This window comes from Flavobacterium artemisiae (assembly GCF_042678225.1).
Taxonomy (GTDB): Bacteria; Bacteroidota; Bacteroidia; order Flavobacteriales; family Flavobacteriaceae; genus Flavobacterium; species Flavobacterium artemisiae.
In genome coordinates this window covers 23,443-42,599 of the sequence record NZ_JBHUDZ010000005.1, presented here as the reverse complement: position 1 = coordinate 42,599, position 19,157 = coordinate 23,443, and the positions used below count along the sequence as shown (strand labels likewise).

General features: G+C 35.4%; 12 protein-coding genes. 1 reads left to right on the top strand and 11 read right to left on the bottom strand.

The window, feature by feature from the left end; translation table 11 throughout:
* Positions 1-12: 12 nt before the first annotated feature.
* A complete protein-coding gene (locus tag ACFSC2_RS05075) occupies positions 13-1,164 on the bottom strand; it encodes a FecR family protein (protein WP_379816649.1) in 1,152 nt (383 codons plus the stop codon).
* Positions 1,165-1,444: 280 nt separating this feature from the next.
* On the opposite strand from ACFSC2_RS05075, the gene ACFSC2_RS05070 reads away from it, so the two are divergent.
* Positions 1,445-2,056 (top strand): RNA polymerase sigma factor, encoded by a 612-nt coding sequence (locus tag ACFSC2_RS05070; protein WP_379816650.1) that lies wholly within the window; start codon positions 1,445-1,447, stop codon positions 2,054-2,056.
* A gap of 42 nt (positions 2,057-2,098) precedes the next feature.
* Here the strand turns inward: ACFSC2_RS05070 and ACFSC2_RS05065 are convergent, their stop codons facing one another.
* From ACFSC2_RS05065 to ACFSC2_RS05020, 10 genes are all read right to left on the bottom strand, one after another.
* Entirely contained in the window at positions 2,099-2,821 is a 723-nt protein-coding gene (locus ACFSC2_RS05065) for an MBL fold metallo-hydrolase (protein ID WP_379816651.1), read from the bottom strand.
* 164 nt (positions 2,822-2,985) lie between these two features.
* Positions 2,986-4,608 (bottom strand): GH35 family beta-galactosidase, encoded by a 1,623-nt coding sequence (locus tag ACFSC2_RS05060; RefSeq protein WP_379816652.1) that lies wholly within the window; start codon positions 4,606-4,608, stop codon positions 2,986-2,988.
* Positions 4,609-4,762: 154 nt separating this feature from the next.
* Positions 4,763-6,961: an endo-1,4-beta-xylanase gene (locus ACFSC2_RS05055; RefSeq protein ID WP_379816653.1), complete on the bottom strand. Its 2,199-nt coding sequence runs from the start codon at positions 6,959-6,961 to the stop codon at positions 4,763-4,765.
* A gap of 15 nt (positions 6,962-6,976) precedes the next feature.
* Positions 6,977-8,341: a glycan-binding surface protein gene (locus ACFSC2_RS05050; protein ID WP_379816654.1), complete on the bottom strand. Its 1,365-nt coding sequence runs from the start codon at positions 8,339-8,341 to the stop codon at positions 6,977-6,979.
* Between the two features lie 36 nt (positions 8,342-8,377).
* The gene (locus tag ACFSC2_RS05045) at positions 8,378-10,012 is read right to left on the bottom strand and encodes a RagB/SusD family nutrient uptake outer membrane protein (RefSeq protein ID WP_379816655.1); all 1,635 of its coding nucleotides are present in this window, start codon (positions 10,010-10,012) and stop codon (positions 8,378-8,380) included.
* 10 nt (positions 10,013-10,022) lie between these two features.
* Positions 10,023-13,190 (bottom strand): SusC/RagA family TonB-linked outer membrane protein, encoded by a 3,168-nt coding sequence (locus ACFSC2_RS05040; RefSeq protein WP_379816656.1) that lies wholly within the window; start codon positions 13,188-13,190, stop codon positions 10,023-10,025.
* A 556-nt stretch (positions 13,191-13,746) separates the two neighbouring features.
* Positions 13,747-14,403, bottom strand: a complete 657-nt coding sequence (gene fsa / locus ACFSC2_RS05035; RefSeq protein WP_379816657.1) for a fructose-6-phosphate aldolase — start codon at positions 14,401-14,403, stop codon at positions 13,747-13,749.
* Positions 14,404-14,839: 436 nt separating this feature from the next.
* Positions 14,840-16,165: a xylose isomerase gene (gene xylA / locus ACFSC2_RS05030; RefSeq protein WP_379816658.1), complete on the bottom strand. Its 1,326-nt coding sequence runs from the start codon at positions 16,163-16,165 to the stop codon at positions 14,840-14,842.
* 13 nt (positions 16,166-16,178) lie between these two features.
* The gene (locus tag ACFSC2_RS05025; RefSeq protein ID WP_379816659.1) at positions 16,179-17,660 is read right to left on the bottom strand and encodes a xylulokinase; all 1,482 of its coding nucleotides are present in this window, start codon (positions 17,658-17,660) and stop codon (positions 16,179-16,181) included.
* Between the two features lie 3 nt (positions 17,661-17,663).
* Positions 17,664-18,671: a GntR family transcriptional regulator gene (locus ACFSC2_RS05020; protein ID WP_379816660.1), complete on the bottom strand. Its 1,008-nt coding sequence runs from the start codon at positions 18,669-18,671 to the stop codon at positions 17,664-17,666.
* Positions 18,672-19,157 lie beyond the last annotated feature (486 nt).

Genomic DNA, 19,157 nt, shown 5'->3' with positions numbered 1-19,157 from the left:
TTTACTAATTCTTTAATGAATAGTGATCTTGTCTCTGTCAATTTGATAATCAATTTTGTAACTGTCACTGAAATATTTTAAAACCACTTCAATCGGTTCGTTGTCAAAACGGGCGTTAAAAATTTCTTTACCCAGTGTTTTATTTTTATTGATGAAAGTGACATTGTATTCTCGTTCCAGTTTTCTGATAATTTCTTCAAATGAAGCGTTTTTAAATACCAGACTTCCTTTCATCCAAGCCGTATAATAATCTGTATTAACTTCTTCTGTCGCAAATGCATTTCGTTGTTTTACGAGAGAACCTTTTGTACCCGGCATCAAATACACTTTGTTTTTATTTTCTTTTGGCCCTTTATACAACAAAACTTTTCCTTCGACCAAAACAATATCCGTGCTTATACTTTCATTATACGTATCTACATTAAACTTCGTTCCCAGTACCTCAACGCCCAATTCGTTTGTGTTTACCGTAAACGGATGCGCTTTGTCTTTGGTCACTTCAAAATACGCTTCGCCTTCCAGATGCACTGATCTTCCTTGATTTTTTGCAAACTGAACCGGATAGGTCATTTGAGTTCCAGCGTTTAAATGCACAATCGTTCCGTCTGATAATTCTACTTCAAATTTTTTCCCGTACGGAATTTTAATCGAATTGTAAGTCAGTTTTCCATCGGTATATGATTTATTGTAAACCAATCTGTTTTTTTCTTGTTTTCCTATAATGTTTCCGTTTTGATCAACAATATTTTTTATCGCTACTGTATCAATAGATTCCTCGTTGTTTTCAGCATCTTGCAACACAATGCTGTCTTCTCTGGGAATAATTACTTTTTGATTACTTTCTACAGCAGTAAAATTTTTATACAAAAAGAAACATCCCACCGCAGCAACCAAAACTGCTGCATATTTGTAATAAGAAGAAAACCTGCGCTTCACAAAAACATTATTTTCTTTCTGGATTCTTATTGATAACTGTTTTTTAACCTCAGCCGCATCAAAAGAATATAAAGACGAGTCTACTGCATAATTTGTTTTTACAAATTCTTTAAATACAATTTGGTTTTCGTCGTCTTTTAACCACTCTGTCAGCCACTCAATTTCTTCCTGATTGGCCTGATTAGTGATAAATTTAACAATTACTTGCTCTGACTTTTTTATTGTCATTTTAGTCGTTTTTAATATTATTACGAAGCAAAAAATCAAAACCCTAACAATTTGATAAAGTTTTTTTCATTTTGATGATTTTTTTATTTTCCACAAATCTTTTCCTCTTAATAAAACACTACTAATTAGATAGAAATTATAAAGTAAAAGATTTACCTTTGCCTTTTTTATCGATTTTATTTGTACTAATTTTCAAATAGAAATGAAAAAAACGCCAAAATTATATTGAAATACACGCACTATTTGTCCCTCAAAGAGGATAATTTATATATTTGTTTTTATGAAGATTGATGATTACCAGAATAATGATTTATTAATTGAAGCACTTCGAAATGGAGATGAGAGCGCTTACACGTATCTTATCGACACGTATCATCATAAACTTTGTGTTTACGCTAACAGTCTGGTTAAGAATGTTTACAGTGCCGAAGATATCGTTCAAAACGTTTTTATTAAAGTTTGGGAACAACGTACGAGATTAAAATCAGATCATTCTTTAAAAAGTTTTCTTTATAAATTGGCTTACAACGAATTCATCGATTTGTACCGAAAAAACCAATCTTTATTTTCTTTAGAAAAATCCTATCATGAAGCGTTAAACGGCATTGTTCAGGAAGAAGATTCAGAATCTTTTCAAAGGGTTATGAATGCTGTGAACAAAGAAATTCAGAACCTGCCTCCAAAATGCAAAGAGGTTTTTATTTTGAGTAAAAAAGAAGGCCTAACGAATATCGAAATTGCGGAACATCTTGATGTTTCTATCAAAACCGTCGAAGCGCAGATTACCAAAGCGTTCTCACTATTACGTTCTTCGCTTGACGAAAAAATAAAAAGTGTTTTGTTTCTTTTATTTTCGGCTAAAAAAAAATTCAGACTAAGCAATTTAATCTGAATTCTCTTTCTTGAATATTGTATTTCTTTACTAATTTAGGCTTTAAAACTCCAAAATCGGCGTTTTCATATCGTGATACAAAAGCACTTTCCAATTTTCTTCTTTGGCTTGCTGTTCCCATTTTTTGCGGGATTCCATTGCTTGTTTTCCATCGAAATCTGTTTTATAGGCAACATGCATCGATAAATAAGCTCTTTGCGGCAAATCGTCTGCTCCAAAAAAAGCAATTTCATCATCAGCTTTAATCCAGAAAACTTGGTGAAATTGGGTATGTCCGGCAGAAACTTCATAGAAAATTTCATCGGTTATGTTGCCGCTGTCAGAATTCATTAATTCAACATTTGGAAGTTTCTCCAATTCATTCACTATTTCAAAATTGTAAGACGGACTATTACTTTGTTTTAAAGCAAAATCTATTTCTCGTTTTTGAATATAAATTGTTGCATTTGGGAAATTTGGAATGAAATTTCCGTTTTCAAAATAACCAATTCCTTCAATATGATCTTTGTGAAGATGCGAAACCAAAATTTTCGTAATTTGTTCTGGCTCAATATTGTTCTTTCTTAAAACTTCATGAATAAACGGAACGCCGTTATTGATAAATCCCAAACCTAAATCTAATAAAATCACATCGTTTTCTGTAACGACTAAAAAAGGCTGAATCGCCATTTTTAATCCGGGATCTGAAGTTCTCTCGGTAATAAGTTTGAATTCTTTTTTAGCATCTGCGATATAATTTCCTTCTTGTAAAGCGATTATTTTCATTTGTGGAATTGTCTAATTTTTGCAATACAACAAAGTTCTTAAGAATTTCTGGATTTATAAAGTTGTTTTTGAAGTTTGAGTTTTTCCACAAATTCACGAATTATATTATCACATTTTTACAAAAAGCAGGAATTAATATAATTCGTGAATTCGCGGCTAAAAAACTATTCATAAGTATATAATTTTATTTTCTGGATTTCGTAGTCACCGACAGCGATTCTCAAATGTCTTCCTTGATGGGTTTGATCTCCGTTAAAATGACGAATTGTTTTCCATTTTTCATTTTCGAAGATTCCCTGATCGGTTTTTAAAATTCCTGCATTTAAATTTTCTTTTAATGGTTTAAAAGTTACGACAATTCCGGAACCGGAAACATAAAATTCGTCTTTTGCAATTTCTATAATTATAGCGCTAGACATTGGCCAAATCTCAGCTTTTGCTCCGTCAGACCAATTTAAAGTATAGTCATGTTTGAAAGTGAATTCGTAATCGCCGATTTTAATAATCTGCGTATTATTTTCTTTGTCCAACAAAACACCATCCATTTTTCCTTGTCCTTTATAATTCTCAATCGTGGGCGTTAATTGTTCAATTAAATTATAAATTTTTCCGAGCGGTTCTTTTTTGGCATCTGCAACAGATTCAATAGAAAATGGCGAAAAGCCAATCGCTTCGTAATGTCCGATCGCGTATAATCCTTTAAACGGTGCGGTTTCATCAAACTTATGTTCGGGAATAAATAATGGATTGCCTTGACGCGTAAATAAATCGTTCCATTGTTTGAAAGATGGATTGTAAAAATCGGGTGAAAGAAAATCAATTGCATTTCCGGCTGCTTTCCAAACATCCATAAGATGTGGCAGTGGTCCGGCGCTTGGATATTGTCCCGGCTTTTTTTCGGGCGCATTCAAAGCTGCGTTTACAAACATCGGAATTGGATAAACGTCTTTTCCTGCTTTGGCAACTTGGTTTGTAAATTTAGAAAAATACCACGCCATAAATATCTCGTCTGTATGCAATCCTTTTCCAAAAATTTCTTCCCAGTTTCCTTTGGTTTTGAATCCGTTTTTCTTCCAAATTTCCAGAAATTCTGGAACTAATTTTTCTTTGTTTTTTTCTAAATATTTTATCAATTCATTTGGAACTGGTTTTTGAAAAGCTTCATTTGCCAGCGAATGATAATCGCGGGCGGTTGGCAGCATTCCGATTTCATTTTCAACCTGAATCATAATGACGGTCTGCTCCTTTTGATCGAAATCTTTTATATGTGCCATCAATTTTTTGAAAGCATTCAAATCGGCTTGCAGATTGTTTTCGCTGAAAGGCGTTAAAATTTCATGACTTTTATTTTTATCGTCTTTTACTCTTGGATATTTTTTCTGATTGCGTTTAACCCAAGCCGGCGTGTGACTTGACATGCTGTTTTTCCAGGAACCAAACCAAAGAAAAACCAATTTTAGGTTTTCTTTTCTCGCACGAAGAATCAAATCGTCGACTAAATTAAAATCAAATTTTCCTTCTTCGGGTTCAATTAATTCCCAATAAACTGGAGTTAAAACCGTGTTGAGATTCATATCGGTTAACCTAGACCAAATCGGTTCCATGCTTTCCATACTGGTCGCTGATGAATTTCCTAATTCGCCGCCACGGATTAAAAATGGGTTTTGGTTTACTATTAATTGTGTTTTGTTTCCTTTTTTCTGAAGATGCGGTATGTTTTGACAAATGCCTAAATGTGTTCCAAATAATGCACTTAGAAGAAATATCTTTTTTAGAATAGAAACCATATTTTTTATTTTAATATTAAAAATAAACAAAGCAGCTTTGTCAAAGTTTGGAACTTTGACAAAGCTTTTTTGATTTTGATTGAGGAGTTTCTTGCGAAGATTTCTCGTTTCTCGAAAGAACAAATTACCCGTATCCTCAACGTTTAGTAATTACTTAAGGTTTTACTAACTCTCCAGAGAATCCTAAACTTACATCTTTTCCTGCAAGTCCGTCGGCTGTTCCTTTGTAAGCATGTTTGCGTACATAATTCGCATCCCAAAGGTTTGGAGATTCGTCTGGAAGCCAGAATTCGTGTTCTTTGGCATTATCAGAAACACCCCAAATTGTTACTCCATACTGCTGTGCTTTCGGAATGTATTTTTTGTATGAATCGATAACAAATTGATACATTTCTGCCTGAGAAGCCTGTTGTGCAACTGTTGGTGCATTTGTTCCTAATCTTACGTCAAGCTCCGAAATTTTAATCAGTTTTCCAGATGCGGCTAGTTTTTGGAACATTTGTACAATTTGGTCTTTATTAGTGGTCAAGCCAATGTGCATCTGTGTTCCGATTCCGTCAATTTGTGCGCCTTTGCTTTCGATATATTTTACATATTCGATCAAACCATCGCATTTATCTAATCTTGATTCTAAGTTATAATCGTTGATGAAAAGTTTGTCCGATGGATTTCCGTACTGACGTGCTAATTTGAAAGCCGTTACAGCAAAATCTTTACCAAGATATTTTGCCCAAGAAAAATGATCTGCAGCTGTTTCTCCTTCGTTTCCAGTTCTTAATGTTCCATCTTCTTTCATTGGTTCATTGACAACATCCCAAGCAAAAACGCTTGTTTTATAATGTGTCATCATTTTAGAAATCCAATCGGTCATGGCGTCACCGATAATTTTGGATTTCTCTGCATCTGTTTTTTCGATTGTGATTGGTGCTGTCGGTCCGCTTCCAGATGACGATCCGTCTGTTACTAAAACATTATCAATGTAGTAAGTTCCAGCTGCTCCTCCTAAATCAAAACCAAAACCAGTCTCTCCGCCCTTAGCGGTAATCTTCCATTCTATTTGTTTCCAAGTCGTCGTAGTCGTCTGATCTCCCTGATAACTTGCTAATGATGATGGTGTCGATGAACATCTTACAGAACCGTTAGCTTCAGAACGAATCATATATGAAATCGTGTAACTTTTTCCTGCTGTTAATGCTGAAGTAAAAGTAGTCTGAATCTGAGTTCTCCATTGCTCTGTTGGAGTACTTGTAGCATTTACAACTTTCATAGCGCCACTTCCTTCATAGGCATTTGCAGCAGGTGCAGCGCTTAAAGCATCAGCAGCTCCATTAGCTTTGGACCATCCTGTTATTCCTGAATTGAATGTTCCATTAGAAATTAAATTTACTGGTCCTGTTGCAGCATCAAGATCAACAACTGCAAGTGTATTGACATCAATAAGATAGGTTACATTTGGAAGAGGCCCTAAATCAAAATTCAATTTTAAACTATTACTTCCAACAGCAAAATCACTGGCATTTAATTTAAATTTAACTTGTTTCCATTGTGAAGAGGTAACAAATGCTTCTGCGGCACCTGTACCATCCCAATTAATCCAAGGATAACCATTTGTCAATCCAGAAAAAGAAATACGCCCTTTACCAGCCTTATCTGATTTAATGTAGAAAGAAACCTCATAACTATGACCACTTACAACAGTTACTGTAGGAGATGCTAATTGTAAATCCCAATAATTAGTTGAAGATGCGGATGAAATTAATTGAACGGCCTTAGAATTTGCGACTAACCCTGCATTATCAACAACTGTAATTCCCTGACCTTGATTATTTCTTGACCAATTTGTAAATGCACCACTTTTTAAGCCAGCAACATCTAAAATATTGGTGCCGCTTGAACCCGGAATTACAGTTGGTGCAATAATTCCATTTAAATAACTTGCATTTTGGTTGGAATGCCAAACCAAAGTGTGTCCAAAAACTGTTAAACCTGCTTTTTTGGTTTCGGCTATAAAAGCATCCATAGTTGCAAAATTGATTTCTCCTTTTGCGTTTACCATCGCACCGTGTTTCATAGCGTAACCTGGCGTTACCTCATCGAAATTTTCATTTACAATTTTTCTATATGCTGCGTCGCTCATGTATAAATCGGCACCGATTCCGTTTCCTAAAATAAAATCGCTGTAATTTTTTAAAGGTTCGTAACGGCTTATTTTTTCTACTAATGCGAGCGGTAATTCGGCGCCGGTTACAGCTCCATGTTCTGGGTCTTTTTCCCATTCCATCAAATTATCATCGCATGCTGTAAACAACAGCATGGATGAAGCGATTACTGGTAATATCTTGATATATTTCATTTTTGGTTTTGGTTTTTAGTTAGCAAAATCATTGTAAACTGGTGTATCCAGTGATACGATTCTCCAATTGTCTGTGTACACTTTTACAGAAGTAGCTTTTGCCAGGAATTCTACTTCGCTTGCTGTTCCTGTAACATTTGACAATTTAATATCATTGTTTTCAAAATAGATTCCGAAATTCTGGTAGGTCTGAGATTCACGATATGTTAAAACAGTTTCGAACGTAAAAGCTTCTTTTGACCAAGCATAGAATTTGTTTAATGGAATTGTTACTGTAGTCCAGCCTGTGGTTTGAAAAGCCACCGATTTTCCATCAACAATCCACGGAACATAGTTGTAAACAGCTCCTGCCCATTCTCCTCCATTAAAATTGTTTACCATACATATTTTCAAGAATCCAGAATCTTTCCAAGCATCGGGAACATAAATATCAAACTGCAGCGCTACTTTATCAAGTGCTGTAGAGGCTGGAATAAAAGGTGTAAATTGTGTTCTCCAATTATCAACGCCAGTTCCTGCTGTCCAAACTTCTGATTGACGTGCTTTATTAGCTTCAAAAGCCGGCATACGAGAAGGATGATGAGGAACATATTTTCCCTGAGAAGTATTTCCTGTTCCTAAAACTGCTGTTTCTAAATCGGCTGGTAAAATCATACTTGCTCGATCCCAAGATCCTTGAGTTCCTCTTCCGTCAAAATCCAAAATAATTCCTCTTTTGCAGTTAAAATAAGCTGGAGAATAAACTCCTCCGTTTGAACTTTGTGCAAATATGGATCCTCCATTATCTGAAATACCGCTCGGAACTGTTACTGTAAAAAATTCCCCATCTGGGTCGGAAGTAATTCCAGTCGTTGTTTCTACATTTCCTGGAAAAATTACTTTGCTGACTTCTGTTAAACCAGTTCCGTAAACTGTAATCTTTTCTCCTGCATTTGGAAGTGTATTGGATATACTGGTAATCGCCGGTTTCCCTGCACGGATTTCGAAAGGAAAGGTAAATTCGTTAGTATCATTTGCAAAACGAATGGTATTACGAACTGATGGATCGGCATCTAAAATCGGTGTATCTGCAGAAACGTTTACTAACATCGAATTATCAGAAACAAAAACAACATTAAAATACGTTGAGTATCCGTTAATATACACTCTTTTTAATCCTGTAAAACCAGAACCTTCAATACGCAAAGCCTGCCCTAAACGGGCAAACGAAACTTCTCTATCTGGTACGGTAGAATTGACGTCTTCTAAAAATACTTTCGTGATCGTAATTGCTTTGCCTTCTGTATCATTGCTTTCGCAAGAAGTCAAAAGCAATCCGAAAAACAGCATTCCAAGCAATGCTATCGGCGCCCAATACTTTTTATTTAAAATATATTTCATAGTAATCTTTCTTTTAAATTTATTTTTTTGGTAATGCTAGAATAAATCTTTAATTCTCTCTTCTGTAAACTGATACGGAACTGGATTCTCTCGCAGCAACGGATTCTGAATTAATTCTGACTCTGGATAAGGCAGTACAAAAATGGTCGCATCTATTACGCCAACAGCGCGAGAACTGGTACTTTTTGTGGCATCAACACTTACTGTATTGGTTGCAGTATCGTATAAAATCGGTGTTATCGTTCCGCGATTTTGTCCAGTAACATAATTGATTACTTCTTGTTGTTTGTAATACGCTCTTCTTACCAAATCATACCAATATTGTCCTTCCATACAAAGTTCTACTCTTCTTTCATGAATAATATCTGCATAAGTAAGTGTCGTTTTTGGGTCTAAACCCGCACGAACACGAAGTTTGTTTACGCCGGCAATTGCTGTTGCATCTGCTGTAGAAGCATTGTTTCCTAAAGCTGCTTCGGCATAATTTAAATAAACTTCACCCAAACGCAGCATATAAGTATTTAAAGCAGAGTTCATACGAGTAATTTTAGAATTGTCTTTTGTAGAACCGACAACTCCTTTTTTTACTGTTAAGAAATCTTTGCTGTGATCAACTGTGTAACCGCCGTTGGCTTTGTTAATCTCTGGATAATGATCATCATCTGCCATCCAAGTTGCTTTTCTGCGAAGATCTTTCGATTCGTATTCTTGAAGCACATTATAAGAAGCTCTTGTCCAATATCCCCACGCCGCATCATCGCCCGTAATTTCTGAGTTTAACGCAAAATAAGCCTGCTGGGTATTATTTACGCCATAATCTCCGTTTGGAACCCATTGTAAGGCAAACATTGATTCTGAATTGTTATTATTTTCGACCATAAACAAATCAGCATAATTGGCCATTAAACTGTATGGTCCCGAATTAATTACTTTTTCGGCTGCTTTTTTGGCTAAATCCAAGTATTCTTGGTTTCTTGAACCGCTGTTTGGATTATCGCTGATTCCTGAGTAGGACAGATAAACACGAGACAGCATTCCGAATGCGCTGTATTTTGTCAAACGTCCAGCTTGACCAGCAGTTTCTGGAAGATATTTTGCTGCAAATTCTAAATCGCGCATGGCAAATTCGTAAACATCTTTTAATGGATTTTTGTTTACAATTGGATTTTTTACCAATTCTCTTGGGTCTGTCGATATAATGGCATCACCCCATAAAGAAGCCAGATACCAATAAGCAGTTCCTCTCATAAAACGCGCTTCGGCAATATATTTATTTTTAATATTATCGCCCACAGTTGTACTTCCTGAGATTCCGATAATCACGTTATTTGATTGTTGAATAACATTATAAAAAGATCCCCAAGCTGAAACCAATGGTCCTGTTAATCCTGTTTCGGTTAAATCGGTAAACGGATAAACGTAATCTGAGAATGGTGCATACATGTTGGCAGCACGCCCGTCTCCTAATCCGTAATAAAATTTATCATTAAAATCGAACCATACTTTATTGTATAATGGGCCTGTTGCGGCTTGAAAATCAGATTCGGTTTTATAGAAATTCTCTTTTGTAATAACATCATTTGGTTCAACGTCTAAAATGTCGCTGCAGCTCGTCCAGACAAATGGCAATGCAATCATTAAAGCCGTATAAAATATTTTCTTTGTTTTCATGGTGCAGTTTTTAGAAATTAACAGTTAATCCAAGTGTAGTTGTAATCGGTGATGGATAACGTCCGTTATCAATTCCCGATAGAAGCAGGTTTTGATTGATCGATCCTACTTCTGGATCATAACCTTTGTATTTAGTAAAAGTCAAAACATTCTGCATATTTGAATACACTTTGATATTTGAAATTCCATACTTCGAATACAAGTTTTTAGGAAGATTGTAACCAATCGAAATATTTTTGATTCGTACATAAGATCCGTCTTCTACAAATCTGTTACTTAAACGATAATTGGAAGCTGAAGATGCTGATGAAGCTCCGATTCTTGGCATATAGGGATCACCGCCAACGATTTGTACATTTCGATAATCGTTTGGTCCATTTGGATCAATTAATTCTAATTGCGCATATCCTAAAGCTGATTTAAATAAATTGGTATTCTCACGTGGATTTTCTAACCAGCGTCTTTGGTAATTTAAAACATCATTTCCATAAGATCCCGTTACCAAGACACTCACATCAAAACCAAGAAATGAGAATGAATTGTTAACTCCAAACGTAAAATCTGGATTTGGATTTCCGATATAACCCGCATCTTTCTCATTAATTACACCATCTTTATTAACGTCTTCAAACATATAATCTCCGATCCAAACACCATTTTCACCAATCTGCATTCCTTCCGGCAGTGCAGTTGGTTTTACTATTCCGCTTGCATCTTTATAATAAAAATCGGTTGCTTTTTCAAAACGTCCAATTACTTTATATCCATAAAATTGTCCGATCGGCTGTCCAACTGCCGTACGTGTCACCACCGTTACATCTGATCCCTGCTGTAATGTTTGATCGTAAACTCCTGATTCTGTATTCAATTTTAATACTTTGGTTCTATTGATAGAAAAAGTAATATTGGTTTTCCATGAAAAATTATCACGCTGCATGTTTAAGGTATTCAAACTAAACTCAATCCCTTTGTTTTCAAGCGAGCCAATATTAGCATAAGGAGGTGATGTAGAACCTTGTCCAGTTGTTCCAACGTACGCTGGAAGAGATAATCTTAATAGTAAATCGTCTGTTTTTTTGTAATAAGCATCAGCTGTAAGTTCAATTCTGTTATCAAAAAGACCAAGATCTAATCCGATATTGCTAGAGTTTGTTTTTTCCCATTTTAAATCTGGATTTGCCGTATTGGTTGCAATTTGTCCGCTTCCCCAATTGGTCGCTGATGTTCCGTAAACAGAAGTAAAAGCATTATTAGGAACAGAAGCATTACCCACAATTCCCCATCCTAAACGCAGTTTCAAATTATTAATCGTTGGATTATTTTTTAAGAAACTTTCGTTTGAAATTTTCCATCCTAAAGCCGCAGACGGAAACCAATCCCATTTATTGCCTTCTGCAAACTGAGAAGAACCGTCTCTTCTTAATGTTCCTGTCAATAAATATCGATCATCAAATGAATATTGAACTCTTCCAAAATAAGAACTCAAAGCTCTTGTAGAACTCGCATTTGAATTTCTTGCTGTTGTTGGATCTCCAGCATTTAAATCGGTAGCGCCATTTGTCAAATATCCCGAACGATAGCCATAAAGGTTTTCCCAATTTTGTTCTTGAAATTCCTGACCCAGCATCGCATTAACAGAATGTTTTCCGAATGTTTTGTTATACGTCAATAAATTATTCCAAATCCAGTTATCACTGGTCGATTTAGTTCTTGTTCCTTCTCGTACATCATTTACGATAGCTCCAAAAGTATAAGACGGATTAAAAGTATAATTATTTCCAAATCCGTAATCGATGGAATATTGTGTTTTTAGTTTTAAATCTTTTGTAAAACTGATTTCTGCGTATGCATTTGCTCTAATTCCGTAATTTGTATTGTTATTATCTTTCATTAAAGCCAATCCAAGCGGATTATTCTGTACAAATTCTGCTGTATCTGGTCCGTCAAAAGTTCCATCAGCATTACGCGCCGCTACGTTTGGAGTTTGTTTTAATGCTGTTAAAATTAAAGCATCATCTGTAATAGTCGTAACTTGATTTGTTTTGTTTAAAGCTAAATTTACTCCCACTTTCAAGAATTTTTTAACTTGAGAATCAATCACTCCTCTAAGGTTTAAACGATCAAAAGAAGAGCCAATCGCAATACCGTCCTGGTCAAAATATCCCATTCCTAAAGCGTAAGTCGTATTATCTGAACCGCCAGAAGCTGATAAATTGTAACTTTGCATCATAGCAGTTTGAAATAATTCGTCCTGCCAGTTAGTTCCTTCTCCCAATAAATCAGGACGGATAAAAGTGTTGTCGCGCTGTACGATTCCTAAATCTGCGCGAGTATTTTTTAAGGTTCCGTATTCTCTTAAATTAAGCATTTGCAATTCTTTAGGAATCGTCTGCCAGCCTACATAACTGTCAAAATTTAATGTCAAATCACCTTTTTTTCCTGTTTTTGTAGTAATCATAATTACCCCGTTTGCTGCTCTTGAACCGTAGATGGCTGTTGCCGACGCATCTTTCAAAACATCAATAGAAGCAACATCTGCTGGATTTATTCCCGCTAGCGGATTTGCATTTAACGAACCCGAATTTCCGTCGATAATAACACCGTCTACCACATAAATCGGTTCATTTGAACCTGTGATTGAACTAATACCGCGAATACGTACCGAAGAACTTCCTCCCGGCGTACCACTATTTTGCTGCAGCTGCACACCTGCCGCACGTCCTTGCAAAACCTGATCGATTGTTGTAGCAACAGATTGTGTTACGGCAGCACTGCTAATGGTTGAAACAGCTCCTGTCAAATCACCTCTTTTTGCTGTACCGTAACCGATGACAACTACTTCTTTTAAACTGCTGATGTCTTCTTCTAATATGGCATCAATTTTAGTTTTACCTCCTACAGCTACTTCTTTTGCTTTGTAACCAATAAAACTAAAAACCAGTGTGCCGTTAGCCGGTACTGATTTTATAGTATAGGTTCCGTCAAAATTAGAAACTGTGGTAATGTTCGTTCCTTTTACAACAATGTTTACTCCTGGTATAGGTCCGCTGTTATCGGAAACTATTCCTGAAACAGCATTTTGAGCATTTACCGTAACAGAAAATACCAGCATCAGGACAAGGCTGCCCCAATTCTTAAAGTATTTTGATCTGCCTTTAGCAATAAAAAAGTTAGTCATAAATAATTGGTTTAATTAGTTAATAAGTATAGTTTAGTTAGTTTTTACTTTTCGAACTATTTTTCCACTTTTAATCTATAAAAATCAGATCTACAGCTGCATATAGTCAAAACAAATATATGTAAAAAACAACAACACACAATCGGTTGCGTTAATTTTTTTTATCAAATTCAAAAAAAATGTAGAATAAAAAAACACATTTTTTATTCATAATTACAAAATATTAAACTTTCTTCAAAACAACACTTCACATCAACGAAATCGTTGTAGAAAATAAATAGTTTTGCTTGAAATATTAAAAAAAATACAAAAAACTAAATTTTGGGAGACTGCTAAAACCTTATAATAAAAAGAAGTAAAAAGCTGCAAAAGGTATCTTTTCGCATACCATGCAAAACAGGAGATTTTACAGAAAAGCTAATACAAAGATTTTGAAACAATACAATTCTTACAAAAAAATATTTTTAGAAACAATCGGTTGTTTTTATTTTATAAAAAAACTCCCTTCAAAAGCTTCTGAAGGGAGTTCAAATTTTAAAAAAATGGAGTCGAAAAACTATAAATTCATCTTTTTAGCATCTTCAACAAATTGCTTTAAACCAATATCCGTTAAAGGATGTTTCAGCAACCCTTTTATTGCCGAAAGCGGACCTGTCATAACATCAGATCCTACTTTTGCACAGTTTACAATATGCATAGTATGTCTAACGGAAGCCGAAAGTATTTGAGTTTGATAATTGTAGTTGTCGTAGATTTCTCTTATTTCCTGAATTAAATGCATTCCGTCTGTCGAAACATCATCTAATCTTCCTAAAAATGGCGAAACATAAGTTGCTCCAGCCTTTGCAGCTAATAATGCCTGACCAGCTGAGAATACTAAAGTAACATTGGTTTTAATTCCTTTTGAAGAAAAATATTTACAGGCTTTTACACCGTCGCCAATCATAGGTAACTTTACCACAATCTGCGGATGCAAAGCGGCAAGTTCCTCTCCTTCTCTGACCATCCCGTCAAAATCAGTTGCGATTACCTCAGCCGAAACATCTCCGTCCACAATATTACAGATATCCAGATAGTGTTTTAAAATATTCTCTTTTCCAGTAATTCCTTCTTTTGCCATTAATGACGGATTGGTGGTTACACCGTCTAAAACGCCTAAAGCCTGCGCTTCTTCAATGTCTTGAAGATTGGCAGTGTCAATAAAAAATTTCATATGTTTTTTGGTTTTGGTTAATACTATTTTGCGTAAAAAAAACTTTGTCAAAGTTTTAAACTTTGACAAAGTTCCTTGTGTATTCTAGCGAGAAAAAATGTGCATTTCGATCGATTCTGCTCTTCAAAAAACCTTCAATAAAAATTTAACTCACTATGAATTTTTATCAAACTGGCTATGTTTTTTTTAGTTTTAAATTATCTAAAATAGTAACTAAACCTTCAATCCATTTCGTCAAATTAAAACTTCCAAAAACAAGCCATAATCTTAATACACATTTTTCAATTTTTATCTAAAAATTATTTTAACGCTCAAAGACTATCACATTAAAATTCAAATGTTTTTTTAGAAATTATGTCTCACTAAATATTTTGTTGAAAACCTGACGGGTTTTAAAAACCCATCAGGTTTAATTGGTATCTAAAAATCTTACCAATTAAATATATTGGTTGATGATATTTTCAAACAATTCTTGTTTACCGCTTTGAAGATTTAATTCTCCATTTTCATGAGCGATAGAATAAAGATCTTTCAAGCTTAATTTTCCTTCAGCAAAATCTTTACCTTTTCCAGAATCGAATGAGCTGTATCTTTCTGTTCTTAATTTCTCGTAAGGAGAAGAAGAAATGATTTTATCTGCTGTCAATAACGCTCTTGCAAAAGTATCCGCTCCGCCAATATGCGCTAAGAAAACATCTTCTAAATCTGTAGAGTTTCTTCTGATTTTAGCGTCGAAGTTAACTCCACCACCTTGTAATCCGCCAGCTTTTAAGAAAACCAACATCGCTTCAGTAGTTTCCTGAATGTTATTTGGGAATTGATCTGTATCCCATCCGTTTTGGTAATCTCCTCTGTTCGCATCGATGCTTCCTAACATTCCCGCTTTTGCAGCCACTTCTAATTCGTGTTGGAAAGTGTGTTGTGCTAATGTAGCGTGGTTTACCTCGATGTTGATTTTGAAATCTTTATCTAAACCATATTCTTTTAATAATCCGATTGCAGTTGCAGAGTCAAAATCATATTGGTGTTTTGATGGTTCCATTGGTTTTGGCTCGATAAAGAAAGTTCCTTTGAAACCTTGTGCTCTTGCATAGTCTCTAGACATTGCCAAGAATTGCGCCATGTGGTCTAATTCTCTTCCCATATCTGTATTTAGTAAAGACATATAACCTTCTCTACCTCCCCAGAATACGTAATTTTCTCCACCTAAAGCGATAGTTGCATCCAAAGCCAATTTTACTTGTCCACCAGCTCTTGCCACAACATTAAAATCTGGATTTGTAGCCGCTCCGTTCATGAATCTTGGATTTGAGAAACAGTTTGAAGTTCCCCAAAGTAATTTAATTCCAGAATCGGCTTTTTTCTGTTTTAAGTAATCTGTAATGAATGCCAAACGTTTTTCTGATTCTGCGAAAGTTGCTCCTTCAGCAATTAAATCGTAATCGTGGAAACAGAAATAATCGAATCCCATTTTGCTGATAAATTCGAAAGCAGCATCTGCCTTATCTTTTGCAGCTTGATAAGGATCTGTTGATGCATCCCAAGCAAATTGTTGTGTTCCAGGCCCAAATGGATCGCTTCCTTGTCCGCAGAATGTATGCCAGTAAGCGATTGCAAATTTAAAGTGCTCACGCATTGTTTTTCCAGCTACAACTTGGTCTGGATTGTAATATTTAAACGCTAACGGATTGTCAGATTCTTTTCCTTCAAATTTAATTTGGCCAATACCTTTGTAGTATTCTTTATCTCCTAAAACTATCATTTTATTTATTTTTTTATTTGTTTGTTAATATTAATTCTAATTCTTGTTTCCATTTGTTATATGCCGTTTCATATTCCTCTTTGTTTTTTAGAGGTAAAAAGGTCATTACATGATCATTTGTTGTAATTCCTGAACCAAACTTTTCAAAATCACCGTCTGTCAAGCCAACTGCTCTCGCCGCTCCTACTGCTCCGGTTGTATTGTAAATTTCGATTTCGTGACCAATTAATGTTGCAACGGTATTCGAGAAAATCTCAGAACGGAAAAGATTATCATTTCCAGCTCTAATGACATTAATTGTTGCATTATCATCTTTCAAGCATTCCATTCCGTACACAAAAGAAAAAGCAATGGCTTCCAAAGATGCTCTGAATAAATGCGCGTTGGTATGAATATTAAAATTCAGGTTCAAAATATGAGATCCAATGTTTTTATTATTGAACATTCTTTCGGCGCCATTTCCAAACGGAATTACAACTAATCCTTGCGAACCTACATTGATCTGAGATGCTTTTTCATTCATCTCTTCATACGACTCATTTCCGATATTGTTTCGCATCCATCGGTATTGAATTCCCGCTCCGTTTATATTCAGTAATTTTCCGACTCTCGGATTTGATTCGGTATAATTTACATGAACAAAATTGTTTACACGAGTACTTTTTCCTGAATTTGTTTCTGTAACGGCATAGAAAACGCCTGACGTACCGCCTGTCGCAGCAACTTCTCCCGGACGAAGCACATTCAAAGCCAAAGCATTATTCGGCTGATCTCCCGCTCTGTATACAATCGGAATTCCTGCTGGAAGACCAGATTCCTGTGCTCCTTTTTCGTTAATAACGCCTTGATTTGTAAAATTTTCTACAATTTTCGGAGTTAAAGAAGTATCAATTCCGTAATATTCTAAAAGCCAGTCGGCTACTTTATTTTCTTTATAATCCCAAAGCATTCCTTCAGACAAACCATTTTTAGTTGTCGTTACTTCGCCTGTTAATTTCAAAGCGATGTAATCTCCCGGAAGCATGTATTTAGCAATTTTACTATAAAGCTGAGGTTCATTTTCTTTAACCCATTTCAGTTTTGAAGCCGTGAAATTTCCTGGCGAATTCAGTAAGTGCGACATGCATTTTTCTTCTCCAATTTCGGCGAAAGCCTTGTTACCAATTTCAACCGCACGACTGTCGCACCAGATAATGGAATTTCGTAACGGAGCACCTTCTTTGTCCACAATCACCAACCCGTGCATTTGGTACGAAATACCAACGCCCTGAATTTTAGACGCATCAATATTTGATTCGCGAATCGCTCTTTTGGTTGCCGTACAAATGTACTGCCACCACATTTCTGGATCTTGTTCTGCCCAGTCAGAGTGCAGGGAAACAATTTCCATTTCGTTTTGAGGCTCATTCAAAACAATTACTTTCTTGCCCGTTTCTGCCTCAACGATTGCCGTTTTTACAGAAGAACTTCCAATGTCATATCCTATATAATACATAACTTATAATGATTCTCTTAAAATTAATTTCGTCGGCACATAACACTTCGTTTCTTCGTCGTGTGTGATAAATGCTGCAGCTTTGGTTCCCATTTCTTTAAAATCAGTCGATACAACCGAAATTCCTTTATAAATAAATTTCTTCATCGGCGTTTCGTTGTACGATAAGAAACCAACGTCTTTTCCGGGTTCAAAATCCTTTTCTTTGCATTGTTCTAAAAACTCTCCCAAGATTCTGTCACTTACACTGATATAAGCGATTCCTTTTTCTATTTGAAACTTTTTAGAATTGGTAGTAATTTCATTTTCAAAACCAAAATCAGCACAGAATTTCTTAAAATATTCTACCGTTTCCCACGGATGATTCGTAAAATCTGGATATAGAAAAACTATTTTTTTATACTTTTTAAACAAATCTTCAGCGTCTATTAAAGCGTCATAAAAGGCGCTTCCAAAATCCTGAAAAATATAATTATTCGCTTTTTCCGCCCTGATATTCCAATCAATCAAAAGCAGTTTATCTTTTGAAATTGCAGACAAAGCCGGCGGAATAGCCGCGTGATCAAAATTCATGACCACATATTTGTAATATTTTCCAATTCCGTTATTGATGATTGTTTTAAAAACATCAATATTATAATGATGAAACTGCACATCTGTAATTACATTATCTGGCAGATTGTTGACAAAGGAATGATACAAAACCTCTTTATAAGCCTTAAAGGTGTCTAAAACCAAAAGCACTTTTCTGGTTTCGCCTGCCACATAATACCCTTTATTGGGTACAGAATCAATCACATTCTGATCTTTCAAAATCGAATACGCCTTAAAAACGGTATCTCTCGAAAGCTGATACGTTTTGCAAATCACATTAACTGAAGGCAGTAAATCTCCCTTTTGTAGAATATTCTCCGCAATGGCATTTGTAATTCCGTCAACCAATTGCTGGTACTTCGGAATATCACTTTCATGATTAATTATAAATTCAAATTTTTCTTCTTCTTTTGGCATACCGTTCTGTTCCGTTCTGTTATGCTAAAGTAGCTAAAAAACTTTTATAAAAAATTCTTTTTTGTATTAATTATGTTAAGTTTTTTAAGTCTAATAATTTGGGCGTGTCCCTCCGGGTCGGGCTATCCGTTACAAGTCCTCGCACTTCCTTCGTCAGGCTCCGGGCTTTCCACTGCTATCCCTCACGCGAACGGTTTCATAAGAAATAATGGAACACCATTTTCTTCAGAAACATAATTTAACCGCAAAGTTCGCAATCCCGATAGCTATCGGGAACGCTAAGAACGTAAAGAGTTTCCCCACAGTTTTGTCATTTCAACGTAAGGAGAAATCTCTGTAAGTAACTCCACGAAGATTCTTAACAATATTAAAAATATAGCCCAAGGTTTCAACCTTAGGTACACAATGTGCTCCATTTGCTCCGTGCCCAAGGTCGAAACGTAAAGAAACTAAACTTCAAACAACACAACCGATTGTAATTTTCTT